Origin of the sequence: Hydrogenophaga sp. UC242_53, assembly GCF_042696965.1 — a bacterium.
In the GTDB taxonomy this organism is placed as follows: domain Bacteria; phylum Pseudomonadota; class Gammaproteobacteria; order Burkholderiales; family Burkholderiaceae_C; genus Hydrogenophaga.
Genome location: NZ_CP170552.1, coordinates 2032261 through 2057217, shown reverse-complemented (window position 1 = coordinate 2057217; position 24957 = coordinate 2032261). Strand labels below are relative to the sequence as shown.

The 24957-nt window shown below is 69.2% G+C and carries 29 protein-coding genes; 11 read left to right on the top strand and 18 right to left on the bottom strand.

Annotated elements, in window-relative coordinates; all coding sequences use genetic code 11:
* Positions 1-2 precede the first annotated feature (2 nt).
* From ACFJI0_RS10320 to ACFJI0_RS10280, 9 genes are all read right to left on the bottom strand, one after another.
* Complete coding sequence (locus tag ACFJI0_RS10320) at positions 3-779, bottom strand: enoyl-CoA hydratase-related protein (protein ID WP_382324743.1); 777 nt, start codon at positions 777-779, stop codon at positions 3-5.
* A complete protein-coding gene (locus ACFJI0_RS10315; RefSeq protein ID WP_382324741.1) occupies positions 776-1573 on the bottom strand; it encodes an enoyl-CoA hydratase/isomerase family protein in 798 nt (265 codons plus the stop codon). The genes ACFJI0_RS10320 and ACFJI0_RS10315 overlap by 4 nt, the downstream gene beginning before the upstream one ends.
* Positions 1573-2775: an acetyl-CoA acetyltransferase gene (locus ACFJI0_RS10310; protein ID WP_382324739.1), complete on the bottom strand. Its 1203-nt coding sequence runs from the start codon at positions 2773-2775 to the stop codon at positions 1573-1575. The genes ACFJI0_RS10315 and ACFJI0_RS10310 overlap by 1 nt, the downstream gene beginning before the upstream one ends.
* Positions 2776-2778: 3 nt before the next feature.
* Positions 2779-4260 carry a hydroxymethylglutaryl-CoA synthase family protein gene (locus ACFJI0_RS10305; protein ID WP_382324738.1) on the bottom strand — a complete coding sequence of 494 codons (1482 nt, stop codon included), beginning with the start codon at positions 4258-4260 and terminating at the stop codon, positions 2779-2781.
* On the bottom strand, positions 4257-5267 hold the full coding sequence (locus ACFJI0_RS10300) for an alpha/beta hydrolase (RefSeq protein WP_382324736.1): 1011 nt from the start codon (positions 5265-5267) through the stop codon (positions 4257-4259). Before ACFJI0_RS10300 ends, ACFJI0_RS10305 begins: the two co-directional genes overlap by 4 nt.
* Positions 5264-6007, bottom strand: a complete 744-nt coding sequence (locus tag ACFJI0_RS10295) for an SDR family NAD(P)-dependent oxidoreductase (protein WP_382158083.1) — start codon at positions 6005-6007, stop codon at positions 5264-5266. The genes ACFJI0_RS10300 and ACFJI0_RS10295 overlap by 4 nt, the downstream gene beginning before the upstream one ends.
* A gap of 2 nt (positions 6008-6009) precedes the next feature.
* Entirely contained in the window at positions 6010-6708 is a 699-nt protein-coding gene (locus ACFJI0_RS10290) for an enoyl-CoA hydratase/isomerase family protein (RefSeq protein ID WP_382324734.1), read from the bottom strand.
* Positions 6709-6868: 160 nt separating this feature from the next.
* Entirely contained in the window at positions 6869-7366 is a 498-nt protein-coding gene (locus tag ACFJI0_RS10285; protein ID WP_382324732.1) for an aromatic-ring-hydroxylating dioxygenase subunit beta, read from the bottom strand.
* A gap of 62 nt (positions 7367-7428) precedes the next feature.
* Positions 7429-8724 carry an aromatic ring-hydroxylating dioxygenase subunit alpha gene (locus tag ACFJI0_RS10280; RefSeq protein WP_382158089.1) on the bottom strand — a complete coding sequence of 432 codons (1296 nt, stop codon included), beginning with the start codon at positions 8722-8724 and terminating at the stop codon, positions 7429-7431.
* 128 nt (positions 8725-8852) lie between these two features.
* Here ACFJI0_RS10280 and ACFJI0_RS10275 point away from each other — a divergent pair, with 128 nt between their 5' ends.
* From ACFJI0_RS10275 to ACFJI0_RS10265, 3 genes are all read left to right on the top strand, one after another.
* Positions 8853-9173 (top strand): 2Fe-2S iron-sulfur cluster-binding protein, encoded by a 321-nt coding sequence (locus ACFJI0_RS10275; protein WP_382324730.1) that lies wholly within the window; start codon positions 8853-8855, stop codon positions 9171-9173.
* Positions 9174-9330: 157 nt separating this feature from the next.
* A complete protein-coding gene (locus tag ACFJI0_RS10270) occupies positions 9331-9606 on the top strand; it encodes a BrnT family toxin (RefSeq protein WP_382324728.1) in 276 nt (91 codons plus the stop codon).
* The gene (locus ACFJI0_RS10265) at positions 9596-9856 is read left to right on the top strand and encodes a BrnA antitoxin family protein (RefSeq protein WP_382324726.1); all 261 of its coding nucleotides are present in this window, start codon (positions 9596-9598) and stop codon (positions 9854-9856) included. Before ACFJI0_RS10270 ends, ACFJI0_RS10265 begins: the two co-directional genes overlap by 11 nt.
* Here ACFJI0_RS10265 and ACFJI0_RS10260 read toward each other — a convergent pair.
* From ACFJI0_RS10260 to ACFJI0_RS10235, 6 genes are all read right to left on the bottom strand, one after another.
* Positions 9822-10760 carry an acyl-CoA thioesterase gene (locus ACFJI0_RS10260; protein WP_382324724.1) on the bottom strand — a complete coding sequence of 313 codons (939 nt, stop codon included), beginning with the start codon at positions 10758-10760 and terminating at the stop codon, positions 9822-9824. The genes ACFJI0_RS10265 and ACFJI0_RS10260 overlap by 35 nt on opposite strands.
* 3 nt (positions 10761-10763) lie before the next feature.
* Positions 10764-11516 carry an NAD(P)H-dependent oxidoreductase gene (locus ACFJI0_RS10255; protein WP_382324722.1) on the bottom strand — a complete coding sequence of 251 codons (753 nt, stop codon included), beginning with the start codon at positions 11514-11516 and terminating at the stop codon, positions 10764-10766.
* 73 nt (positions 11517-11589) lie between these two features.
* On the bottom strand, positions 11590-12051 hold the full coding sequence (locus ACFJI0_RS10250) for a hypothetical protein (RefSeq protein ID WP_382324720.1): 462 nt from the start codon (positions 12049-12051) through the stop codon (positions 11590-11592).
* Positions 12048-12395 (bottom strand): hypothetical protein, encoded by a 348-nt coding sequence (locus ACFJI0_RS10245; protein ID WP_382158100.1) that lies wholly within the window; start codon positions 12393-12395, stop codon positions 12048-12050. Before ACFJI0_RS10245 ends, ACFJI0_RS10250 begins: the two co-directional genes overlap by 4 nt.
* A 163-nt stretch (positions 12396-12558) precedes the next feature.
* Positions 12559-12873 carry a hypothetical protein gene (locus ACFJI0_RS10240; protein ID WP_382324718.1) on the bottom strand — a complete coding sequence of 105 codons (315 nt, stop codon included), beginning with the start codon at positions 12871-12873 and terminating at the stop codon, positions 12559-12561.
* Positions 12874-12910: 37 nt separating this feature from the next.
* Positions 12911-14335 (bottom strand): phospholipase D-like domain-containing protein, encoded by a 1425-nt coding sequence (locus tag ACFJI0_RS10235; RefSeq protein ID WP_382324717.1) that lies wholly within the window; start codon positions 14333-14335, stop codon positions 12911-12913.
* A 106-nt stretch (positions 14336-14441) separates the two neighbouring features.
* Here ACFJI0_RS10235 and petA point away from each other — a divergent pair, with 106 nt between their 5' ends.
* The gene (gene petA / locus ACFJI0_RS10230; RefSeq protein WP_382324715.1) at positions 14442-15026 is read left to right on the top strand and encodes a ubiquinol-cytochrome c reductase iron-sulfur subunit; all 585 of its coding nucleotides are present in this window, start codon (positions 14442-14444) and stop codon (positions 15024-15026) included.
* A 1-nt stretch (position 15027) separates the two neighbouring features.
* Here the strand turns inward: petA and ACFJI0_RS10225 are convergent, their stop codons facing one another.
* The gene (locus ACFJI0_RS10225) at positions 15028-15759 is read right to left on the bottom strand and encodes a response regulator (RefSeq protein WP_382324713.1); all 732 of its coding nucleotides are present in this window, start codon (positions 15757-15759) and stop codon (positions 15028-15030) included.
* 82 nt (positions 15760-15841) lie between these two features.
* Here ACFJI0_RS10225 and ACFJI0_RS10220 point away from each other — a divergent pair, with 82 nt between their 5' ends.
* On the top strand, positions 15842-17914 hold the full coding sequence (locus ACFJI0_RS10220) for an ATP-binding protein (RefSeq protein WP_382324711.1): 2073 nt from the start codon (positions 15842-15844) through the stop codon (positions 17912-17914).
* Between the two features lie 90 nt (positions 17915-18004).
* On the top strand, positions 18005-18364 hold the full coding sequence (locus tag ACFJI0_RS10215) for a hypothetical protein (protein WP_382324709.1): 360 nt from the start codon (positions 18005-18007) through the stop codon (positions 18362-18364).
* Between the two features lie 3 nt (positions 18365-18367).
* On the opposite strand, the gene ACFJI0_RS10210 is transcribed toward ACFJI0_RS10215, so the two are convergent.
* Positions 18368-20074, bottom strand: a complete 1707-nt coding sequence (locus ACFJI0_RS10210) for an AMP-binding protein (RefSeq protein WP_382324707.1) — start codon at positions 20072-20074, stop codon at positions 18368-18370.
* Positions 20075-20216: 142 nt separating this feature from the next.
* A complete protein-coding gene (hemP, locus tag ACFJI0_RS10205) occupies positions 20217-20453 on the bottom strand; it encodes a hemin uptake protein HemP (protein WP_382324706.1) in 237 nt (78 codons plus the stop codon).
* A 381-nt stretch (positions 20454-20834) separates the two neighbouring features.
* Here hemP and ACFJI0_RS10200 point away from each other — a divergent pair, with 381 nt between their 5' ends.
* From ACFJI0_RS10200 to ACFJI0_RS10180, 5 genes are read left to right on the top strand one after another with little or no spacing between them, the layout of a single operon-like run.
* Positions 20835-21542, top strand: coding sequence for an ABC transporter substrate-binding protein (locus ACFJI0_RS10200; protein WP_382163982.1), 708 nt, complete (start codon positions 20835-20837; stop codon positions 21540-21542).
* A 12-nt stretch (positions 21543-21554) separates the two neighbouring features.
* A complete protein-coding gene (locus ACFJI0_RS10195; protein ID WP_382324705.1) occupies positions 21555-22241 on the top strand; it encodes an ABC transporter permease in 687 nt (228 codons plus the stop codon).
* Between the two features lie 13 nt (positions 22242-22254).
* A complete protein-coding gene (locus ACFJI0_RS10190; RefSeq protein WP_291118681.1) occupies positions 22255-22968 on the top strand; it encodes an ABC transporter permease in 714 nt (237 codons plus the stop codon).
* Between the two features lie 22 nt (positions 22969-22990).
* Positions 22991-24130 (top strand): succinylglutamate desuccinylase/aspartoacylase family protein, encoded by a 1140-nt coding sequence (locus tag ACFJI0_RS10185; RefSeq protein ID WP_382158117.1) that lies wholly within the window; start codon positions 22991-22993, stop codon positions 24128-24130.
* Between the two features lie 26 nt (positions 24131-24156).
* Complete coding sequence (locus tag ACFJI0_RS10180) at positions 24157-24957, top strand: ABC transporter ATP-binding protein (RefSeq protein WP_382324704.1); 801 nt, start codon at positions 24157-24159, stop codon at positions 24955-24957.

The following is a 24957-nucleotide window of genomic DNA, read 5'->3' as shown; positions in this document are numbered from 1 at the left end:
GGTCATCGACCCTTGAATTCGGGTTTTCGTTTGTCGAGGAAGGCGCGCATGCCTTCGGTCTTGTCGGCGGTGTCGAACAGGAGCAGGAACTCGCGGTTCTCCAGCGAGAGCGCGGCGTCCAGCGGCAGATCGGCGCCCTGGCGCAGCACATGGCGCGTGGCCTTCACGGCCTTGGGCGGCATGCGCGCGGCCTTGCGCGCCAGCTCGGCGGCGCGTTCCAGCGCTTTCCCGTCGGCGGCCAGTTCGGCCACCAGGCCCAGCTGGCAGGCGCGTTCGCCGGTGATCATCTCGCCGGTGAGCAGCATGAGCGAGGCCACCTGCTTGCCCAGCGTGCGCACCAGGCGCTGCGTGCCGCCCGCGCCGGGCATGATGCCCACGGCCAGTTCGGGCTGGCCGAAACGCGCGCTGGCGTCGGCCACGATGAAGTCGCACATCATGGCCAGCTCGCAGCCCGCGCCCAGCGCGAAGCCGCTCACCGCCGCGATGGTGGGCTTGCCACAGCCGGCCACCGGCGCCCAGTACTGGCCCAGGTCGATCTCGGCCACGTCCTGCGCGCCCTTGTCCACCAGCAGGTTCAGGTCGGCGCCGGCGGCGAACACGCCCTCCCCGCCCGTGATCACGATCGCGCGCACGCTGTCATCGGCGTCGAGGGTTCGCACCGCCTGTGCGATCGCGGCGCGCATCGTGAGGTCGAGCGCGTTGCGCTTCTCCGGCCGGTTGAGCACCACGGTGCCCACGGCGCCTTCGCGGCGCAACAGCACGGCTTCTTCGCTGCTCATCGCTTCACCCCCGGTCGCGCCACGAAATCGGCGGCGCGCTTGTTCACATAGGCGTCGTGCCCTTCGACGAAGTCCTCGCCGAGCAGGCAGACGGCCTGGTCGTTTTCCTCGCGCGCCAGCTCCTCGGCCAGCGAGGTGGACGGGTGGTTCAGCCGCGCCTTCATGCGCGCGAAGGCCTCGCGCGGCAGCAGCGCCAGCTCGGCGGCCTGTGCCACGGCGGTGGCGATCACCTGGGCGTCGGCCACCAGCGTGTCGGCCAGGCCGATGCGGTGCGCCTCGGCGCCGCTCACCGGCACACCCTCGGTCAGGATGCGGCGCGCCACCGGCAGGCCCACGCGCCGGGGCAGCGTGAGCAGCTGACCCCAGTCGGGCACCAGGCCGAGCTTGAGAAAGGGAAACAGGATCTTCGTGCCCTCGCCGACCACGATGCGGTCGCCCATCAGGGCCAGGCCCACGGCCGCGCCCGCGCCGATGCCTTCGATGGCGCTGACCACCGGCACGCCGGCCTCGGCGATGAGCTGGCACAGGCGGTGGATGTGCCGCATGCGCTCGCGCGCCTGCGCTTCGGTGAGGCCCACCATGCTGGGCACGTCGCCCCCGGCGGAGAACACGCCCTGCGCGCCGCCGAAGACGATGGCGCGCACGGTGTCATCGCCCAGCAGCGCGGCCAGCGCCTCGGTGAGCTGCTGGCGCACACCGTGATCGATGGCGTTGCGCTTGTCGGGGCGGTTGATGAGCAGCCGCGCCACGTGCGGCGCGGGGCGGTCCACCAGAACCACGGGGGTGGCGCTCATCACACGCCCTCGCGGCCGACGATGGAGACCGAACACACGTTCTGCGAGGGCTGGCCGCCCAGGTTGTGGGTGAGGCCGATCTTCGGGTCTTTCAGCTGGCGCGGGCCGGCGCGGCCCTGCAGCTGCAGGTACATCTCGTAGAGCATGCGGATGCCGCTGGCGCCGATGGGGTGGCCGAAGCACTTGAGGCCACCGTCGATCTGGCAGGGGATGGCGCCGTCGGCGTCGAATTTGCCGTCCAGCACATCGCGCACCGCCTCGCCCTCGCCCGACAGGCCCAGGTCTTCCATGGTCACGAGTTCGGTGATGGAGAAGCAGTCATGCACCTCGGTCATGCTCACTTCCTTCCCGGGGTTCGCGATGCCGGCTTCGGCGTAGGCCTTGCGCGCGGCGATGCGCGCGGTGTGCACGTAGCTGCCGTCCCACTCGTTGGAGTGCATCTCCCAGCCGTTGGACACCGCGACCTGCAGCGCCTTGAAGGTGATCAGGTCGCGCTTGCCCAGCGAGCGCGCGATCTCCGGCGTCGTGACGATGACCGCCGCCGCGCCGTCGGACACGCCCGCGCAGTCGTACAGGCCCAGCGGCTCCGCGATGATGGGCGCCTTGAGCACCTGCTCCTCCGTCACGGCCTGGCGGAAATGCGCCTTGGGGTTCTTCGCGCCGTTGGCGTGGCTCTTGATCGACACGCGCGCGATGGCGCGCTTGAGCAGCGCCGGGTCCACGTTGTGCTTGCGCTGGTAGGCCGAGGCCAGCTGCGCGAAGTTGGCCGGCGCCACGGCGTTGGGGTACCACTGCGGGATGTAGGTGCCGACGGCCGAAACCGGCAGGCCGCCGTAGCCGGTGTCTTTCAGCTTCTCCACACCGAGCGCGATGGCGATGTCGCAGGCGCCCGCGGCCACGGCGTACACCGCCGCGCGGATGGCTTCGGAGCCGCCGGCGCAGAAGTTCTCGACGCGCGTCACGCCGATGTTGGGCAGGCGCAGCGCGATGCCCATGGGCGTGCCGCCCCGGCCGGTGCCCACGTCGTCCATGTGGGTGGAGAACCAGGCCGCGTCGAGCTGCTCGGGCGCGATGCCGGCGTCGGCCATGGCTTCGTTGTAGGCCTCGACCATGAGGTCTTCGGGGCTGGCGTCCCAGCGCTCGCCGAACTTGCTGCAACCCATGCCCAGAATGGCGACTTTGTCCTTGATGCCGATGGGCATGGCTTACTCCTTGGATGCTGCGGTGGTGTCGACGCCGGAGGCCACGGGCGTGGCCTTCCAGAAATAGCGCGTGAAGCCGCGCAGCTCGTCGATGTCCTTGATGCGGAAGCTCATCTCGACCTCGGTGCCCGAAGCGACGTCGCCCTTGGCGACGTCGGTGAACTCCATGAGGATGCGGCCGCCGCCCTCGAAATCGACCTGGCCGTACTGGTGTGGCGGCGCTCGGTGGAACGAGAGCGACTCGGCCGACCAGCTCAGCACCTGGCCGCGCCGCTCGGCGAGCTTGTGGGGTTTCTGCGTGTCCTGCAGCGGCTTGCCCTGGTCGTAGGAAATGCGCGAGGGCGGGAAATGCACCTGGCCCGTGACCTCGCAGCGCCCGGCCACCAGGCCCAGGATGGCCGTGCGGTGGCGGTAGGCGGTGCTCAGCGCGGTCTTGCGGTCCTGCTCGCCGCGCATGCCGCGCTCCAGGCGCAGCTGTTCGCGGAACGAGAGGAACTTGGTGTAGTTCTTCTCTTCCACGCCGCGCGCAAGCCAGCCCGAGACGCCGCGCGCCGGGCGGAAGGCGGCGATGGCCGGCGTCACGCGCAGCACCACGGCCTGCGCGCCGCCGCCGAACTGCGCCAGCAGGATGTGCTGGCCCGGCTGCGCGCGCTCCAGCACGGCCGCGAGCATGAGCAGCGCGTGCGGCGTGCCGGTCTCGCCCACAGTGGCGGCCAGCGAATCGGCCACGGCCTCGGCGCGGATGCCGCAGGCCTTGGCGAGTTGCGCGTCCATCTTGGCGAAGGTGGTGGGGAAGATGAAGTGGTCCACCGCGATCGCATCCACGCCGGCCTTCTGCAGGGCGCTGGCGATGGCGCGCGGCCCGAGCTTGCCGATGCCTTCGTCGCGCACCCAGCGTTCTTCCCAGTGGTAGTCGATGTCTTCGCCGGCCCTGCGGAAGTGGTCCACGAAGTCGACCGTGAGCGTGGCGCTGCCGAGCACCTCGGCGATCACGTTCTCGCGGCCGAGGGTGAGCGCGGCCGCGCCGTCGCCGTAGTCGAGCTCCTGCGAGCTGGCCGCGCGGGTCTTGCGGTGGTCGGTGGCGATCACCAGGGCATTCCCGCCGCGCGCGTTCACGCGGTCCAGCGCGCCGAGCACGGCGCTGAGCGCGGCGCTGGGCGAGCCGCCCATGTCCAGGGCTTCCACGCCCTCCTCCAGCGTGAGCGCCTCGCAGACCACGCCGGCGTTGAGCCGCTCGGCGAACGGCAGCGTGCTGGAGACCAGCTGCACGCTGCCGATGTGGCCGCGCTCGTCGTCCGCGCCCAGGCAGTCGCGCGCGGCGGCCACGGCCATGGTGAGGCTGTCTTCGTCCCAGTTCGCCATGGAACGCGTGCCCTTGCGGCCCGCGAACTGCGGCGCGTACCAGGCGTTGGCCTGGGCCACGGCCTGGCGGCTCAGGCGCAGCCGCGGGATGTAGCTGCCGTATCCGGTGATGCCTGCGGTCATGTGTGTCGGTCTCCGTGAGTGGGGGTGATCGGTATCGAACCAGAGGTACCGCCGATCCGGCTCTGCCGGTCGGCTGGTATCGCCCCCTTGAGGGGGTGACGCGAAGCGGCGCGGGGGTGAGCCAGATGCCACCGCAGGAAGCGGCCCAGGTCTTGAATGGCCGCGCGCGCTTCGGGCAGCTGCGCGGGGAATTGCTGGAACACGTGGATCATGTGGTCCCACACCTGCAGGGTGGCGTCCACACCGGCCTCCTTGGCGCGCGCCACGAAGTCGCGCGAGTCGTCGAGCACGGTCTCGCGGTCGCCCACCTGGGCGAGCAGCGGCGGCAGGCCCTTGAGGTCGGCGAACAGGGGCGAGACCAGCGGGTCGGCGGGGTTGCCTTCCTTGCCCAGGTAGTTGCGGGCCATGGCCACGATCATGGGCCGCTGGTGGATGGGGTCGCTGTCGGCGCGCGTGCCGTAGCTCGCGCCCGAGGCCGTGAGGTCGGTCCACGCCGACATGAGCACGGCGGCGGCGGGCAGCGGCCGGCCCGCGTCGCGCAGGCGCAGCAGCAGGCTCAGCGCGAGGCCACCCCCGGCGGAGTCGCCCGCGAGGGCGATGTGCCTGGGCTCGAAGCCCTGGCCGATCAACCACTGCCACGCCGCCGACGCGTCGTCGAGCGCGGCGGGGTAACGGTGTTCGGGGGCGAGGCGGTAGTCCACGCCCAGCACGCGGCAACGCGCGGCGGCGGAGAGCTGGGCCATCAGCTCGCGGTGCGAGACCAGCGAGCCGACCTGGAAACCGCCACCGTGAAAGTACAGCAGCACGCGCTGCGCATCGGCCCCGGGCGCGCCGACCCACTGGGCCTTCACGCCGCCGGCGTTCACGTCTTCGAGGGTGGCGTCCACGGGCACGCCGCCAAACAGCGTGTCCCAGTCCTGGCGCATCTGCGCCACCGTGGTGTCGCGCTTCCAGCTGCCATAGACCTGGCGCACGCGCTCGATCACTTGCTCCACAGCGGCGCTCATGCGCCGCACCCCATGCCGCCGGAAACGCCCAGCACCTCGCCGGTGATGAAGCCCGCGTCCGCCGAGGCCAGGAAAGCCACGGCGGCGGCCACCTCGTCGGGCGTGCCCAGGCGGCCGGCCAGCGTGGCGCCGGTCATGGCCTCCAGCAGCTTGTCGCCGCCCTGCGCCACCGCCTGGCGCAGCAGCGGCGTGTCGATGGGGCCGGGCGCGATCACGTTCGCGGTGATGCCCTTGTCGCCGTTCTCGCGCGCGATGGAGCGCGTGAAGGCGATCACACCGCCCTTGGCGGCGGCGTACACCGCGCCGCCGCGCGAGCCCAGGCGGCCGGCTTCGGAGGCGATGTTGATGATGCGCCCGTGGCCCGCCGCCCGCATGGCCGGCAAGGCCGCGTGCGTGGTGGCGAACACCGATTCGAGGTTGATCGCGATCAGGCGGCGCCAGTCTTCCGGCGTGGTGCGGGTGAAGAAGGCGTGCTGGTCCACCCCGGCGTTGTTCACCAGGATGTCCACCGGGCCGTGTTCGGCCATCACCTCGGCGACCTGCGCGAGGTCGGCCACGTCGAGCCGCACGGCGCGCGCCCAGATGCCGTTCGCCAAGGCCTGCGCGGCCTCCATGTCCAGGTCGGCGATGGTCACGAGCGCGCCGTCGGCCGCGAGGCGCCGTGCGATGGCCGCGCCGATGCCCTTGGCGCCACCGGTGACGAAGGCCTTGCGGCCCGCGAGGGGGTTGGGGGCGGCCATGTTCAGCGGCCCGTGAAGGTGGGCGCGCGTTTCTCGATCACGGCGGCCAGGCCCTCGCGCGCGTCGGCCATGCCCGAGAGGTCAGCCTGCATGCGGTTCTCTTCGGGCATGCAGGCGTCCACGCCGGAGCCCAGGCCGTTCCACAGCAGGCGCTTGGTGCCCGCGAGCGCGGCCGGCGCGCCGGCGGCGAGCTGGCGCGCCAGCGCGAAGGCTTCGCTCTGCAGTTGTTCGTCGTCCACCACGCGGGTGATCAGGCCCATGGCCAGGGCCTGCGGCGCGGTGATCACCGGGTTGAGCATCAGGATCTCCATCGCCTTGCGCAGGCCCACCAGCTGGGTGAGCGTGACGGAGACCCCCGCGTCGGGCACCATCGCCACGCGCGTGGCGCCGGCCAGGAATTTCGCCGAGGCACCGGCGACCACGAAGTCGGACGAGCACACCAGGCCCATGCCGCCGCCGCCGGCCGCGAAGCCGTGCACGGCGCTGACCACCGGCGCGTTGAGCCGCATCATCATGGAGGCAACGATCTGCAGGTAGGACGTGGCGATGCGGATGTAGTCCGGCAGCGCCTCGCCCTTGGAGAGGAAGGTGTGCACGTCGCCACCGGCGCAGAAGTTCTTGCCCTCGCCGGTGATCAGCACGGCGCGCACGCGGCTGTCGCCGTGCACCGCCGTCATCACCTCGTGCAGGCCCTTGAGCATTGGCCATGTCCAGGCCGTTGGCGGCCTCGGGCCGGTTCAGGCGGATGTGGGCCACGCCGTCGGCATGCAGCGCCAGCAGCGCCGGGCCTTCGCCGATCAGCACCTCGGGGGTTGGCGTTTTCTTGTCTTGTGGTGCCATGGGTGTGTCTCCTGGGGTGCGCTAGATGAGGAAGGCCATCGAGTACAGCGCGGTCTCGTTGTTGACCAGCACGACTTTCTTGCGCGCCATGCGCAGGGCATCGCCTTCGCGGCGCAGGGTGTATTCGTTGCGCGAGGCCCAGAGGGTGTCGCCCCGCGCCGGGGACGACTCGAACACCATGGCGTTGGAGGTGACCAGCAGTTCCTCGCCCTCGTGTTTCAGGATCTCCACATTCGAGACCACGCGGCGCAGGCGCGACTGCGGCGTCTGGCTGTAGCGCTTGCCGGTGTGGAACTGGCGGATGCGCAAGGCAATGCGCGAGCGGTTGTCGTAGATGATGGACATTTCCTTTTCCGGGTCGCCGCCCTCGCCGTTGGCCGGGATCCAGTAGACGCCGTCGTCCGTCCACAGGGCTTCCCAGTCGTCGTAGGCGTGGTCGTCCTGGTAGCGCGCTTCGCGGTAGATGAACTGCGTGACCTCGTCGAGCAGGGAACGGGCATCGAGTGCCAGGGAGCTCATAGGAATACCTCCGCCCTGCGGGCTGCGGTGCGAACTTGTTTGGGAACGGCCCGGCACTGCGTTCATGCAGCCTCCATCATGGATTTGTAGTGGCGCCAGATGCCGCGCGAAGGGGTTTCGTCGGTGTTGTCGCTGATGCGGTAGCCGTTTTCATCCAGGCGCTCGCGGTGGCGGCCCCGGCCCAGGTAGAGCCACTCGGGGTTGCTGGACTGCACACCGAGCTGCGTGCGCTCGTACATGGCGGCGTCGTCGGCCAGCAGGAAACCGGCCGGGCCCACCGAGCCCATGGTCTGCTGGCGCAGGCGGCGGTTGATGTCGGGCGCGCCCTTGAACTGGATGGCGGTGACGTGCTGCACCGTGTGGTCCACCGACAGCGGCTGCAGCACGAACAGCTGAATCTCCGCGATGAACAGGTTGGGGAAGATCATGATGTGCGGCGTGCCGTCGATCATGATTTCGCGCGCCTTGTCCTTGCCGTAGGCCGCTTCCATCTGCGCGACGTAGGCCGGCAGCCGGTCGGCCGTGGTGCCGAACCAGCCCATGGGCACATCGCGCTTGCGGAACTCGGGCCGCAGGTCGTTTTCGGTGTGGCCCTTGCCGAAGTCGCGCGAAACGGCGGTGGAGTCGCTGTCGTACAGCGTGCCGATGCCGCTCTGCGCCACCTCGAAGATGGAGGCGTGCACGAACGAGGGGTGATAACCGTCGGTCTCGTTCTCGACCAGGAACTTCCAGTTGGCCTTGACCTTGTGCTTGAGGTAACCCGCCGTGACCTCGACCTCGCCCTCGGGCGAGTTCATGCACAGCGCGTCGATCGCGCCGGCGGCCGCGCCCAGGTGCTCCAGCAGCGACTCGCCCTCCTGCGCGAACGAGCCGAACACGAAACCCCGGTGCGAGGCCACGCGCGCCACCTTGCCCAGGCCGAGCTGGGAGCGGTCGGCGCCCTCGTAGCCCGAGGGAAACGGGTAGCCGCGCAGCGCGCCGTCGTTGGCGAAGGTCCAGCCGTGGTACGGGCAGGTGAAGGAGCGCGCGTTGCCCTTCTCCGTCATGCAGACGCGGTTGCCGCGGTGCGGGCAGCGGTTGTGCAGCAGATGGATCTGGCCGGACTTGTCGCGCGTCATGAGGATGGGCTCGGGGCCGATCGACTTCATCACGTAGTCGTTGGCGTTGGGCACCTCGCTCTCGTGGCCCACATAGACCCAGGTGCGGTACCAGATCTTCTGCAGCTCGGCCTGGTAGATCGCGGGGTCGGTGTAGAGGGAGCCGTGCACGTGGTCGTCGCGGACGAGGTCGTCCCAGCGAACGGCCGGGCCGGTCGCGGCAGCGGGCGCAATGGGAATCACATGGGCGCAGTTGCTCAAGGTGTCATCTCCGTGGTGTCGGGGGCGGATCGGGCTTGTTGTCCGTTTCCGATGGTGCAATAATAGTCCGACGAGACGGACTATGTCAAGCCATCGTCCACCGGTCCACCGAAAAGGAAATCGCTCCCATGCCCATCGTCACTTTCATCGAACACGACGGCACCGCCCGCCGCATCGACGCCCCCAACCAGCGCAGCCTGATGCAGATCGCGGTGGACAACGGCGTGCCCGGCATCCTCGGCGATTGCGGCGGCTCCTGCAGCTGCGCCACCTGCCACGGCTACATCGGCAGCGAGTGGGCGCCGCACCTGCCGCCCATTTCCGAGACCGAGGCCTTCATGCTCGAAGGCGTGCCCGAGCCACGCGAGACCAGCCGGCTGTGCTGCCAGCTGCGCATGAGCCCGGCGCTCGACGGCATCGTGGTGCACCTGCCGGCCGAGCAGGTCTGAACAGCGAGCCATTCGGACTCTCGCGGCCCGCCTCATCCTCCACCGATACGGGTGGGGGAACCCTGCTCTTCACACTCTTAGACTGCACGCGAACGTCGTGCAAGCGCCCTTGCCGAACGACGCGGTCGCCAAAACGGGTTTGTGTAGCTACAATAACATGCGTGTCACCTTCGATGCCGCCAAACGGGACCGAACACTTCTGGAGCGTGGACTGGATTTTTCCGATGCCGCCCTCGTGTTCGAGGGCACCACGCTCGAGATGGAAGACACGCGCAAGGACTACGGTGAGATCCGCATCATTTGTTATGGCCTGCTGGCAGGCCGCATGGTGGTGGTGGATTACACGCCGCGTGGCGCGGATCGCCACATCTTCAGCATGAGGAAAGCCAATGACCGCGAAAAAGACCGCATCGGCCCGCTCCTTGAAATCTGATCTGAAAAAGGTCGATGCCCACCGACTGCAGGCCTCGGAGTACGAGGAACTGCCCGAACTGACAGAAGACATGCTGGAGCGCGCCACGATCAACAAAGGCGGTCGCCCCAAGGCCTCTTTCACCAAAGTGCTGGTTTCCGTGCGCTACAGCCCCGAGGTCCTCGACTACTTCCGCAGCACCGGTGCCGGCTGGCAGGCCCGCATGGACGGTGTGCTCAAGGACTACGTGGCGCAACACGCTCGGCGGTGATGGCTGCCTGGGCATCGACAGGCTGGCTCACATAAGCCATCAGGCATTCCTGCGTCATCGACGCCAGCTGGCGGCCTTGCTGGTCGTGCACCGAGCCGATGGACAGGCCGCGCCCGGCCTGCGCGCACGGGCTGGTGCAGTCCACGTGCAGCCACTGGTCGGCGCGCACCGGGCGGTGCAGCCACAGCGCGTGGTTCAGGCTGGAGATGTAGAGCGGCCGGCCGTGGAGGTCGCGCAGGTGCAGGCCCAGCGCGGCGAAGTTGAGCCACCAGTCGGAGAGGTAGGCGAAGGCGGCGGCCTGGAAGCGCGCATCGTCCGGCAGCGGCTGGATCGCGCGCATCCAGAAGCGGAAGCGCCCGTTCATGTGGGTCTCGGCGAGCTGGCGCGTGGGGTCGGGCACGCGGAAGTCGATGCTGGGCTTGCGGTCCTGCGAGTAACCACCGAGCCGCGTCAGGTCGCCGATCAGCGCGCGGTCCACCTCGTCGAACCGGGGCAGATCCTCCGGCCGCTCGCCCAGGGGCGCGGTGCTCGGGCTGGCGTGGGTCGGCGCGTCCAGCGGCAGCGCGCAGGTGACCTGCGCGTCCAGCACCGTGCGGCCATTGCCCTGCGCGGCGCGCACGTGGCGCGAGCTGAAGCGCTTGCCTTCCTGCAGCACGGTCACGCCGAAGTCCACCGGCTCATGGGGCATCGCGCCTTGCAGGAAGAGGAACTGCATCATGGTCGCCTCGCGGCCGGCGGGCACGTCCATCAGCGCGGCCATCATGGCCTGCCCGAGCAGCTGGCCGCCGTACGAACGGCCGTTGAGGTTGGCGTCGCCGTGGCGGCTGCGCCAGCGCCCTTCGCCCAGACGGTCCAGCGTCAGCAAGGCTTCGATGTCGAGATCGCTCCAGGTGGCCTGTGGCATGGGTCAGGCCTCCGTGGACAGTCGGCGGTGCCCGGCCGTGCGCGGAGCGATCCCGGGTTTGAGCCGCCAGTCGGGGCCGAAGTCGGCCAGGGGGTGCGAGGGCATCACCTCTTCATGCTCGATGCCGCGCAACCGTGCCTCGTAGGCGTCGAGGTGGGCGTGCCGCTGGGCCTCGTCGGTGTACTGGATGGAGAAGCCCACGAAGGGCGGTAGCACCTGCAGGCCGCCGTAGCCGAAGGTGCCGTGCTGCAGGTGCCACAGGATCACGTCGCGCTGCCCCAGCAGGCCGTCGGCCTCCATCATGTCGGGGAAGCAGCCGGTGGTGAAGGCCAGCATGGCCTTGCGCCCCTTGAGCCCGCCGTTGTCGAAGCGTTTGCCGCCCGCACCGTACACGGTGCCGTTGACGAACACGCGGTCGATCCAGCCCTTGAGGATCGCGGGCACCGAGAACCACCACAGCGGGAACTGCAGGATCAACAGGTCGCAGGCCAGCAGCTTGTCGAGCTCGGCCTGGATGTCGGGCGTGAAGGTCTGGCGCTGCGAGGACTGCTTCTGCTCGCGGTCGTACTGCAAGGCATCGGGGAAGCGCCGCTCGGTGAAGTCATCGCCCGTCGCCACGGGGTTGAAACCCATCGCGTACAGGTCGGACACGACGACCTGGTGCCCGCAGGCCTGCAAGGTCTGGACGGAGCGGTCGAGCAGCGCCTTTCCGAAGGACCGGGGTTCCGGGTGGGCATAGACGATCAGCACATTCATGGCGGTCTTTCATTGGGGGTCGAATCCCAATAATAAACCGCCGCGTCTGATTATTTATAGAACAGGCGAGGCCCTAGGCGTCTCGTTCTGGCCCGGCTTGGTCGCGGGCACCTTCCACGCGGCGTTGGCGCGAGCGCTGCAGCAGCAGGCCCACGAGCACCATGGCCGCGGCCGAACCCGAAAGGCCGGGAGACATGAGCACCAGCCGCGCCAGGCCATCGACCGCTTCGACGCTGACCTGCTGTGCGTGATCGACCAGCGCCACGATGTCGGCGGATTGCACGTTGGGGATGTCCTCCAGCCGCACGTGGAACTCCTGCCAGCCACCGCGAAAACGGATCTTCGCGAAGACGCCGTCGGCGATCGCCACCAGCGACAGCACGCCCAGAGGGCGCAGCAACTGTTCCAGCATGTGGCCGCGTTCGGCCGGCAGCGCGGTGTCGTACACCTCGGCGACCAGCTCCGGGATGGCCCTGCCATTCGGGGCCTGGCGTGGATCGCCGCCGCCTGCGGACGGCTCGGTCGTCGGGTTCATGAGACCCGGCCTGACAGGGCTCGCATGAGGTCCAGCGCCGTTTCCAGGGCCTCCTCCGCGCGCAGGAACTCGTGGTGGCGGATGAACCAGGACGCCTCGTCCAGCGCGACCAGGGCATCGGCCACACCCACGGCGGACGTGGCATGCAGCGCGCGGCGGGCCTCGCGGATGGCCGAGATGGCCAGGCTGTCGTGGCTGCAATAGACGTCGACCTGCGCCCGCCGGACATGGTCCATGGCTTGCATCGACAGCGGCACAGCACCCGACTCGTGCAGCGGGGGGGTGTAGGCTGTGGCGCCGACCATCGCATCAACGAGCAGGAGCGCGGGGAGGTTGTTGGACATGTTCGGCCTTTCTGGTCGGTGGTTGGGATGAGGTTCACTCTGCGGCGGGCGTGGGAACGGGAGGTTGCAAACGACAACGCCGCAGATGACAAATGTCATTTGCGGCGCCGTGGCATGGTGGGGCGCGGCGGGGCGCTGCCGGCGCCCCACCCCGTTGCGTGCGTCAGCCCGCGGCTTTCTGCTCGGTCGGCATGGCCTTCTGCTTGTGTGTCGCCTTCTTGGCGACGTGCTTCTTGTGCGGGGCCTTGGCGGCCTTGTGCTTTTCGGCCGGCATGGTCTTGGGCATCGCGGTGGTCGCGGGGGCGGCCGCCGGGCTTGGCATGGCGGGTTTGGGCGAACTGTCCATGGTGCTTTGCGCAAAAGCGCTGGCCCCCATGGCGGCAATCGCGGCGGTGATGAGGACGGTACGTAATTTCATTCGAAGCTCCAGGTTCGCAGCGGTCTTGGATTGCGGTCGATGCTGCGTTTCGTCAACCACGGTTCCGATGCTGGTGGCCCGGTGTGCTTCGCCGGTGTCAATCCACCCGTTGGCACATTTCACTTGCAATCGCGGGGATCAGAGCTGGAACCCCAGCCACAGCAGCATGCCTTCGGCGATGTCGCGCGCGAGCCCGGGTGCGGTGGCCGACGTAGGGCTGTGCCGTGCCGCGCTCCTGGTCGAACCAGTCGGCGAACCGCTGCACGTCGGCCGGCGGGTGGAAGGCGCACATCAGCTCGTAGTTCAGCAACAGGCTGCGGCTGTCCAGATTGGCCGAGCCGCACAGGGCCAGCGTCTGATCGAACACCGCGAGCTTGGCGTGCATCATCCCGGGCGCGAGCCAGATCCGGCCGCCGGCCTGGGCCAGCGAGCGCAAGGCCCGGCCCCGCGCCATGTCCGAGAGCCGGTGGTTGGAGCGGGCGGGCACCAGCAGGTCGACCACCACACCGCGCCGCGCGGCCAGGCACAGCGCCATCAGCAGCGCCGCGTCGGGCACGAAGTACGGTGTGGCCAGGGCGATGCGGGCCTTCGCCCGGTAGGCCGCCGTCAGCAGCAGCGCCAGCACGGTGTCGTCCGCCTGGTCCGGCCCCGAGGCGACGAGCTGGGCACCTTCCCCGGCCTGCGCGCTGGCGTGGAGGACTTCGCGCGGAAGGGACGGCAGGCCCCGGGCGAAGCGCCAGTCGTGTTCGAACAGCTCGCTCGCCTGCTGCACCAGCGCACCGCCCAGGTCGAAGCTCAGATCGCGCCAGGGCGCCTGCCCGGCTGAACCCATGAAGTACTCGGCGGCCAGGTTGCGGCCACCGCACCACAGGCGGGCCGAGGGCAGGCCCGCGTCGGCGATCAGCATCTTGCGGTGGTCGCGCAGGTTGGTGCGCCCCCGGATCGGCGAGCGCAGCGGCGGCACGAAGCGCACGAACTCGGCCCCCGCGCGGGTCAGGCGGTCGAGGCTCGGGGGACGCTGCATCAGGCTGCCCATGCCGTCGAGCAGCAGGCGCACGCGAACGCCCTGCCCGGCCTTGGCCGTCAAGCGGTCGACCACCGCCTGCCCCGGCCCCTCACGCCCCAGGATGAAGGTGCACAGATCGAGGGTGGCCTGCGCGCCGTCGATCGTGCGCATCAAGGCCTCCTGGGCTTGGCGGCCATCGCGGTGCAGCCGCAGGTCGCGGTAGGCGGCGGGTGCGGGCTGTCCGAGCGAGACGATGGTGCCGGCCGCCCAGCCATCGCCCGAGGCCAGTGGGCGCGGCGCGGTGCCCGCGAGGGAGGCCGGTCGGGCGAGCTTGCGCGAACCGAGCAGAAGGAACGCCGGCAGGGCCACATAGGGCAGCAGCACGATGAACAGGACCCAGGCGATCGCCGACGCGGGCGGCCTGCGCTGGCGCATCGCGTGCGAGCTGAAGACGTAGACCAGGACCGCCAACGAGACGGCGAGGCCGTGCAGTGTCAGCCAATGGCTGGGCAACATGTCACTTGTCATCTGCCTTTGCGCTCCATGCAATACCGCCCAGGCCGGGCAAGCGCAGTATCCCCTCATGTCCAGGCTCCCTCCTGGAACCCCGAGGAACCCCACCATGCCCACCGACCCCCAACGGCGCATCTGGATGGTGACCACCGCCAGCCTGGGTGGCGCGGCGGCGGTGGTCGCGGCCTACCCGTTCGCCGCGTCGTTCGCCCCGAGCGAGCGGGCCAAGGCGGCCGGCGGGCCGGTGGAGGTCGATGTCTCGACCCTGGCTCCCGGGGCCACCACCATCGTCGAGTGGCGGGGCAAACCGGTGTGGGTCGTGCACCGCACGGCCGAGATGGTGGCCGCGCTGCAGGGCCACGACGCCGAGCTGGCCGACCCGCAGTCGAACCGCAACCAGCAGCCCGCCTATGCCCGGAATCCGGCCCGTTCGATCAAGCCCGAGTTCTTCGTCGCCGTGGGCATCTGCACCCACCTGGGCTGCTCGCCCACCTCGGTGCCGGCAGGCACCGGCAATCCCGGCCTGCCCGCCGACTGGCCCGGTGGTTTCTTCTGCCCCTGCCACGGCTCGACCTTCGATGGCGCGGGACGGGTGTTCAAGAACAAGCCGGCACCGAGCAACCTCGAGGTGCCGCCGCACCGCTACGCGAGCGCCACGCAACTCGTGATCGGCGACGACGACGCACCCGCGTGAATCAGAACAGCGTCTCGACCTCGCTGGCCAGCAGGTAGCCCGCGCCGCGCTCGGTGAGGATCAGCGTGGGGTTGGTGGCGTCGGCTTCGATCTTGAGGCGCAGGCGGCGGATCTGCACGTCGATCGTGCGGTCGTAGACCTCGGCTTCATGCAGGCGCGACATCGACAACAACTGATCGCGGCTCAGCACGCGCCGCGGCGCCCGGCACAGCGCGTTGAGCAGGCTGAATTCGCCGTTGGACAGCTCCACCGACTGGCCCGCCGGCGACACCAGGCGGCGGGTGCGCAGGTTCAGCTCCCAGCCCGAAAAGCGGTAGGCGCGCCGCGTGTTGTCGCGCTCGGGCAGCGTGGCCTGCACCTGGTAGCGGCGCAGCACCGCGCGCACGCGAGCGAGCAGCTCGCGGGGGCTGAACGGTTTGGTGACGTAGTCGTCCGCGCCCAGCTCCAGGCCCATGACGCGATCGGCCTCCTCGCTGCGCCCGGTCAACAACACGATGGGCACGGTGGCCCGTTCGCGCAAGGCGCGGGCCAGCAGCATGCCGTCCTCGCCGGGCAACCTGAGGTCCAGCAACACGAGGTCGATGGCCTCGCGGTCGAACAGCGCGAACATCTCCGCCCCCGAACACCCGGCGCTCACGCGCATGTCGTTCTTGCTGAGGTACTCGACCACCAGGTCGCGCACGTCCGCGTCATCGTCGATCACGAGAATGTGGGGAACGGTGGTGGTGCTCATCGTGTGGCGCCCAATGTAGCGCAAGCCACCGCTCGGGACACGCGGCGGCGCATACTGGACACCCATGCGCACAGGTGCCTCGTTGAACCGATCGACCCCTGACACCACCTTCCGACCGCGAGCCTCGGGCCTCCCGTGGCTGTTCGCACTGGCGCTGTGGTTGCTGCTGGTGGCGGTCACCTCGCTGGCGCTCTGGCAGTTGCACCGCAGCGCACTGGAGAGCCAGGGACGGGAAATGGCCCTGCTCTCCCTGGCGCTGACCGACGAACTCGATCGCGGCTTGCAGGGCGCCGAAGAGGGTTTGCAGGCATTGGCCCTGGAACTCGGCCGGCGCCGACTGCCCACGGTGGACAGCCAGACCGTCCAGGCGCTGCAGACGCGAGCGGCCCTGATGCCGCTGGTGACCACGCTCTGGCTGCTGGACAAGGACCAGGCGCCGATCGCCTCGTCCGAGGCCACGGCCCCGCCGGACCTGCAGACCTTCCTGCCACGGCTGGACTCGCTCGCCGAAGGGGCCACCGCCCTGAGCCAGCCCTTCGTGCCGGCCGGGGGGTCGCAGGCGCAGGTCGCGCTGGCGTTTCGCGTGGGCGCCGTGCACGGCCACCCGGGCGGCTGGATCGTCGCCGCCATGCCGGCCAACCAGTTGCTGGGCGCCTTTGGCGTGGCCCTGCCCGCGGCCGACGCGCGCATGGCCATCTTCCGCCGCGATGGCGCGCTGCTCGCGGGGGTCAACGTCGGGCTGCTGCGAGCCGATGAGGCCGGACTGGCGCAGCGCCCTCGCCTGGCCAGGCAGCGCTTCAGCGATGGCAGCGAGCACCTGGTCGGCTCGCACCGGGTGCCGCGCTACGGCCTGGATGTCGTGGTGTCCCGGGAACTCGCCGCCGTGCTTCAGGGCTGGCGTGGCGCGCTGCAGCTGGCCATCGCCGCGCTGGCCTTCCTGCTGGTCACCATGGCAGCAGCGGTGCACTTCGTGACGCGGTCCGAACGGCAGCGGCTGGCGGCGCAGCAAGCCCTTCAGGTGCAACTGGCCCGCACCAGCCGGCTCGAGGCCCTGGGCGCCCTGGCCGGCGGCGTCTCGCACGACTTCAACAACGTGCTGGCCGGCATCGTCGGGTACGGGGAAATGGCGCAGGACGCCGCCGCGCCCGGCAGCGACCAGGCCCGGCACCTGGACAAGGTGCTGCAGGCCGCCCAGCGCGGCCAGTTGCTGATCGAACGCATCCTCTCGTTCAGCCGGGGCGGCGCGCGCACCTCGGCCGTCTTCGAGCTGGAGCCGGTGGTCGAGGAGGTGCTGACGCTGCTGACCGCCTCGCTGCGTCCGGGGGTGGTGCTGGAACGGATGCTCGCCGCGCCCGGCGCGCGGCTGCGCGGCGACGCGACACAGGTCTTCGAGGCGGTCATGAACCTGTGCACCAACGCCATGCAGGCCATGCCCGATGGCGGCATGCTCAGCGTCCAGCTCGAGCGCCGGCAGGTCACCACGCCCCAGGTGCTGTCCCACTCGCCGCTGCCCGCTGGCGACTACCTGGCGCTGGGCGTGACCGACCAGGGCGTGGGCATCACGCCCGAGGTCATGGAGCACCTGTTCGAGCCTTTCTTTTCCGCGCGCGGCACCCAGGGCGGCACGGGGCTGGGCCTGGCGGTGGTCTTCGGCGTGGTGGCGGAGTTCGGCGGCGGGATCGACGTCGACAGCCTGCCGGGCCAGGGTGCGCGCTTCACGCTCTACCTGCCCGAATGCACCGACGCCGTTCCCGAATCGACCGCGGCTTCCACGCCCGTGCCCGCCGGCGCCGGCCAACGCCTGCTGGTGGTGGACGACGAGCCGGGGCTGCTGGCGCTGGCCCAGGAGATGCTGACGGGCCTGGGTTACGAGCCCGTGTGCTTTGACGATGCCGGCGACGCGCTGCAGGCGGTGACCGAGGCGCCGCAGCGGTATGCCGCCGTGATCACCGATGAACGCATGCCCGGCCTGAGCGGCACACAGTTCGCCAGCACCTTGCGGGCGCGCTCGCTGCAACTGCCGGTGGTGCTCGTCAGTGGCTACGGCGGGGCGTTGCTGGCCCGCCGCGCCAGCGACTCGGGCGTGACCCGCGTTCTGATGAAACCCCTGCGGCGCGACGAACTCGCTCGCACCCTCGCCGAACTGATCCCCTGACGGGCGGGTCTGTCCGCCTTTGTGTCAGATGGCACACAAGCACCCGGACCGCGACACATGGCTCGGCAGCCCAAGGACCAAGATGCGCCCATGATGGATGCCGACACCCTCGCAGAAGGCCAGGACACCCGATCGCGGCTGCTGATCCATGCCTGTGCCGACGAGACCCGCTGGTCCGTGCCCGTCCTGTGGCGGCGCATGCTGGCGCGGGTGCGCGGCGCGCCGCCCGCTGACCGGGCCCTGCCCACGCTGGAAATCCACGATCTGCCGGGGCGCCGTCTGCTCACCCTCACCAACGCGGGCGCCCCTCTGATCGACATGGTGCTGCCGACGGGCACCTACCACGTCACCGCGCTGACCGGCGAGAACCGCCGCAGCTACACGGTGGTGCTGGCGCAGGACGCCACGACCGAACTCCACCTGCTGCCGGCCCATTCGCGCCGGCATTGAGGGTCAGCGCTGGGCGCGCGCCGGGAAATCGTCTTCCTGAAAGGCCTGCCCGCCGCGCGAGCCCGCGGCCACCCGCTGGGCCTCTTCGGTGCGCAACTGCACGCGCCGGATCTTGCCCGACACGGTCTTGGGCAGTTCCTGCACGAACTCCAGCCGCCGGATGCGCTTGTACGGCGCGAGGTGCTCGCGCGAGAACGCAAAGAGGGCCTGCGCCAGTTCCGGGCTGGCCACCACCCCGGGCCGCAGGATCAGGTAGGCCTTGGGCACCGCGAGTCGCACCGGATCGGGGCTGGGCACCACGGCCACCTCCATCACCGCCTCGTGCTCCATCAAGGCGCTTTCCAGCTCGAAGGGGCTGATGCGGTAGTCCGAGGCCTTGAACACGTCGTCGGCGCGGCCCACGAAGGTGATGTAGCCGTCGGCATCGCGCTGGGCGATGTCGCCCGTGTGGTAGTGACCGTCGCGCATCGCGCTGCTGTTCTGCGACTCGCTGCCCTGGTAACCCGCCATCAGGCCCAGCGGTCGCTGCGCCAGCGGCAGCGACACCTCGCCTTCGCTCGCGGCTTGTCCGTCCACGTCGAGCAGCTCGATGCGGTAACCAGGCAGAGGCCGCCCCATGGAGCCCGGCTTGAGCAACTGGCCCGGCGGGTTGCCCACCTGCGCCGTGGTTTCGGTCTGGCGATAGCCGTCGCGCAGGTCCAGGCCCCACGCGGCGCGCACCTGTTCGATGATCTCGGGGTTGAGCGGCTCGCCGGCGCCAATGAGTTCGCGCAGGCTCAGGCGCTCGCGCCGCGCCGCCAGGTCTTCCTGGATCAGCATGCGCCACACCGTCGGCGGCGCGCACAGGCTGGTCACGCGGTGGCGTTCCAGCACGGACAGCAGGCCGGGGGCGTCGAAGCGCGCGTAGTTGAAGATGAAGATGCAGGCCCCGGCGTTCCAGGGCGCGAAGAAGCAGCTCCAGGCGTGCTTGGCCCAGCCCGGCGACGAGATGTTCAGGTGCACGTCACCCGGCAGCAGGCCGATCCAGTACATGGTGGCCAGGTGCCCGACGGGGTAACTCTGGTGCGTGTGCAGCACCAGCTTGGGCTTGGACGTGGTGCCGGAGGTGAAGTACAGCAGCAGCGGGTCGGTGGCGCGCGTGGGGCCATCGGGCGTGAAGGCCGTGGCGGCCTGCGCCGCGTCCTCGAAGCGCAGCCAACCGGCCACGCCCTCCCCCACGCTGATGCGCGTGTAGTCGCCCGCGAGGCCGTCGAACTTGCCCGTCTGCGCGCTGGCCGCGACCACGTGCCGCACCTGGCCGCGCTCCAGCCGGTCGCGCAGGTCGTGGGCGGTCAGCAAGGCGGTGGCCGGGATCAGCACGGCACCCAGTTTCATCGCCGCGAGCATCACCTCCCACAGCGCCAGCTCGTTGCCAAGCATGAGCAGGATGCGGTCGCCCCGCTGCACGCCGATGGCGCGCAGGTGGTTCGCGACCTGCGAGGAGCGCTCGGCCATCTGAGAGAAGGATCGTTTCACCTCGCTGCCGTCGTCGCCCACGATGTGCAGGGCGGTGGCGCCGTTGCCGCGCGCCATCGCGTCGAAGTGGTCCAGCGCCCAGTTGAACTCGCCCAGCACGGGCCACTGGAAATCGCGGTAGGCGCGCTCGTAGTCCAGTCGGTGGGTGAGCAGGAAATCGCGAGCGGCCAGAAAGGAAGCAGTGGAATCTGTCATGGTTCCTCGGATGTCTTGGGGCGGGACATCCGGATTCTGCTTGAACTCAGCGGGGGAAAAAATGCATGGCTGGCCGGCATCACCGATGGCTAGCAAAAACGACACCTGAGAACCAAGCCCCAGGGTCGCCCCACGAAAAAAACTATTTGGTCAGGATCAGCTTGCCCAGCTTGGTGGATTGCAGCTTGTACATCGATCCGTTGTGCGCGATCTGCACGCACTTGCCACCCTGCAGCAGCGACAGGCTGTCGATGCTCGAAAGCCCATCGAGCACGCTCGGCGCGACCTGGGTCTGCGCCTCGTCCGCATCGACAGCGGACACGGCGGCAACACGTCGCGGCACGCGCAACAGCGGACGGGTGATCGACAAAGTCTGCATGGCATCGGCTCCTGGGTGGTCAGTGCATGCAGTGTACCCCATAAATGCGACTGATTCTCATTTATAAAAAATAAACTGCGCGCTGATGCAGGATCCGGACGCACCAACATGGGCCGGCTCGGTTGTTGCTATGGCTATACGGGGAAACACCGGGATCGCCCGTCCGTCTGCCGATGGGCCCAGATTTACAATGTGAAAGCCCGTCACTGCCGCATTCAGCGGCGTTCAAACGAAAGACATTTCATGAAGAACCTCTTCCTTTCCCTGAGCCTGATTGGCGCCGCCGCCTTGGTTGGTTGCGGAAAATCCGAAACGCCGGCGCCCGAAGCCGCCCCGGCAGCTCCCGCTGCGGCACCCGCCGCCGCTCCCGCCCCGGCCGAGATGCCGGAACTCAAGGTGGCGATCGACCCGACCTACGAACCCTTCACCTTCAAGACCGCCGACGGCAAGCCCACGGGCTTCGACGTCGACATCGCCGAAGCACTGTGCAACCAGATCAAGCGCAAGTGCGTGTACGTCGAACAGGTGTGGGACAGCATGATTCCCGGCCTGCAAGCCAAGAAGTACGACGCGATCATCAGCTCCATGTCCATCACCGAAGAGCGCCTGCAGGTCGTGGACTTCACGGACAAGTACTACTTCACCCCCAGCCGCATCGTGGTCAAGACCGGCACGGCCTACACCGACCCGGCTTCGCTCAAGGGCAAGAAGATCGGCGTGCTCAAGGGCAGCACGCAAGAGAAGTACGCCATGGGTGAACTCAAGCCCGCGGGCGTGAGCATCGTCCCCTACGAAGCCCAGGACCAGGTCTACCTCGACATCAAGTCCGGCCGCCTGGATGGCACCGTGGCCGACCAGGTGGAAGTCAATGGCGGTTTCCTGCGCAAGCCCGAAGGCGCGGGTTACGGCTTCGTCGGCCCCGTGCTGAACGAGGCCAAGTACTACGGCACCGGCGTGGGCGTGGCGCTGCGCAAGGGCGAGACCGCGCTCAAGGACGAACTCAACGCGGCCATCAAGGCCATCCGCTCCAACGGCGTCTACGACACGGTCGCCAAGAAGTACTTCGACTTCGACGTGTACGGCAACTAAGCCGTCCCCGTTTTGTCCGGCTACTTCGCCTCGATCCTGCAGGGCGCCCTCCTCACGGTGGGCGTTTCCCTGGCCGCCTTGCTGGTTGGCATCCTGCTGGGCCTGCTGGGCGCGGTGGCCAAGCTCTCCGGCCGCCCCCTCCTGGTGGGGCTGGCCACCGTCTACACCACGCTGGTTCGGGGCATCCCCGAGCTGGTGCTGATGCTGCTGATCTTCTACGGCGGCACCATCGGTCTCAACCACCTGCTGGCTGCGTCGGGCAGCAAGGGGTCGGTGGACATCAATCCCTTCCTCGCCGGTGTGCTCACCATCGGGTTCATCTACGGCGCCTACATGACCGAGACCTTCCGGGGCGCCATCCTTTCGATTCCGAAGGGCCAGATGGAAGCCGCCTGGGCCTTCGGCATGGGGCCGGTGCGCACCTTCCTGCGCATCACCGCGCCGCAGATGGTGCGCTACGCCCTGCCCGGCTTCACCAACAACTGGCTGGTGCTGATCAAGGCCACCGCGCTGATCAGCCTGATCGGCCTGAAGGAAATGACCTACCTGGCCAAGCAGGCCAGCGCGGCCACCCGCGAGCCCTTCACCTTCTTCCTGTTCGCCGCCGCGCTGTTCCTGATCTACACCTCGGTGTCGCTCTGGGCGCTGCGCCGGCTGGAACGGCGCTTCAGCCTCGGCGTGAAACGCGCCCACACCTGATGGACACCCGCACATGAAGTGGGAAGTCATCTTCCAGCCCGCCAACCTCGCCATGTACGGCGAGGGCCTGATCACCACCTTGTGGCTGCTGCTGTCCTCGCTGGGCGTGGGCGCGGTGCTCGCCCTGCTGTTCGCGCTGGCCCTCACCAGTTCCATCGCGCCGCTGCGCTGGGTCGTCGGCGCCTACACCTATGTGATCCGCGGGACGCCGCTGCTGATCCAGCTCTACCTCATCTACTACGGCCTGGCGCAGCTGGACTGGATCCAGGCGCGCTGGAACGACGTCTGGCCCTGGACGCATTTCAAGGAACCGTTCTTCTGCGCCCTGCTGGCCTTCAGCCTGAACACGGCGGGCTACACCGCCGAGATGCTGGCGGGCGCCATCCGCGAAACCGCCGCGGGCGAGATCGAGGCCGCCCAGGCCATGGGCATGAGCCCGGCCATGGCGATGCGCCGCATCGTCCTGCCCAGCGCCATGCGCCGCACGCTGCCCGCCTACAGCAACGAGGTGGTGATGATGCTGCACGCCACCAGCCTGGCCAGCACGGTGCCGGCCATGCTGGACGTGACCGCCGCCGCCAGCCGCATCTATTCCGACTACTACCTGCCGTTCGAGGCCTACATCTTCGCGGCCGCGATCTACCTCACCATCACGTTCAGCCTGGTGGGCATGTTCAAGCTGGCCGAAAGGCGTTTCCTGGCCCATCTGGCCCCGCGCGGGCATTGAGCGCCGAGAACCAGGCCGCCCCATGCAACGCATCGAGTACCCCCTGCTGAGCCCCAGCCTGGGCAGCCAGAAGACCCTTGTGGGGTTCCACTTCGGCACGCCCGGTGCCCGGCCCAAGGTCTACATCCAGGCCAGCCTGCACGCCGAGGAACTGCCCGGCATGCTGGTCGCCCACCACCTGCGCCAGCAGCTGGAAGCCGCCGAGAAGGCCGGGCCGCTGCGGGGAGAGGTGATTCTGGTGCCGGCGGCCAACCCGATCGGCCTGAGCCAGCGGCTGAACCATCGGCCCCTGGGCCGCTTCGAGTTCGACACCGCGCAGAACTTCAACCGGCACTATCCCGACATGGCCGCCGCCGTGCTGACCGACGCCATCCCCCGCATGGGCGCGGACGCGAAGGCCAATGTGGCCACCGTGCGCCAGCTGGTCGGCCAGTGGCTGAACCAGTGGCAAGCGACCAGCGAACTCGACAGCCAGCGCCGGCAGCTGCTGCTGCTCTCGCACGACGCCGACCTGGTGCTCGACCTGCATTGCGACACCGAAGCCGTCATGCACCTGTACAGCGAGGAGGCCTGCTGGCCGCCCTTCGAACCGCTGGCGCGCCTGCTGGGCTGCCAGGCCGTGCTGCTGGCGAAAGAGTCGGGCGGCGGGCCGTTCGACGAACGCCTCTCCGGTCTCTGGTGGCAACTGGCCGCCGCCTTGCAAGCCGCGGGCGTCAAAGCTCCCCTGCCCCAGGCCTGCGCGAGCACGACGGTGGAGCTGCGCGGCGAAGCGGATGTCTCGCACGACCACGCGCGCCAGGATGCGCAAGCCATCCTCGCCTTCCTGGCGCACGCTGGTGTCCTGCATGCCGGCGCACCGGCGACGCTGCCGCCCCTGGCCTGCCAGCCCACGCCGCTGGCGGGTTCGCAGACGCTGCGCTCGCCCGTGCCCGGTGTGCTGGTCTTTCTCGTGCAGCCCGGCGCCACCCTGGCGGTGGGCGACGTGGTGGCCGAGGTCATCGACCCCACCGCCCCGGCGGCCGCGCGCGTGCACGAAGTGCGCGCCGAGGTGGCCGGTGTGCTGTACGCCGCCGTGCGCGAACGTTATGTGGTTTCGGGCGGCGAGGTCGGCAAGATCGCTGGCGAGACGCCGTTCCGCTCGGGCGACCTGCTGGGCGCCTGAGTTTTTCTTTTCATCGGGCATCGAACATGACTGCAGAACCCACCGCCAACCGAACGCCCGGCCGCCCTCTTCTGGAGGTGCAGGACATCCACAAGCGCTTCGGCGCCAACGAAGTGCTCAAGGGCGTCTCCCTGCAAGCCAATGCGGGCGACGTGATCAGCCTGATCGGCAGCTCGGGCTCGGGCAAGAGCACGCTGCTGCGCTGCATCAACCTGCTGGAGCACCCCAACAGCGGGCGCATCGTGCTCGGTGGTGAAGAGCTGCAGCTCAAGGCCGACCGCCACGGCGAACTGCGCGCGGTCAACGCCGCGCAGCTGCAGCGCCTGCGCACCAAGCTGGCCATGGTGTTCCAGCACTTCAACCTCTGGGCCCACATGACGGTGTTGCAGAACATCATCGAGGCGCCGGTCAACGTGCTGGGCATCCCGAAAGAAAAAGCGGTGGAGACCGCGCGCCGCTACCTGGAGCGCGTGGGCCTCAAAGGCGTGGAAGACCGCTACCCCTCGCACATGAGCGGTGGCCAGCAGCAGCGCGTGGCGATCGCCCGCGCGCTTGCGGTGGAGCCGGACGTGATGCTGTTCGACGAACCCACCAGCGCGCTCGACCCCGAACTCGTGGGCGAGGTGCTGCGCGTGATGAAGCTGCTGGCCGAGGAAGGCCGCACCATGGTGGTGGTGACGCACGAAATGGGCTTCGCGCGCGAGGTGTCCTCGCACCTCATCTTTCTGCACAAGGGCTGCATCGAGGAACAGGGCGTGCCCAAGGAGGTGCTGGCCCGGCCCAAGAGCGAACGGCTCGCGCAGTTCCTCTCGGGCAACCTGAAGTAA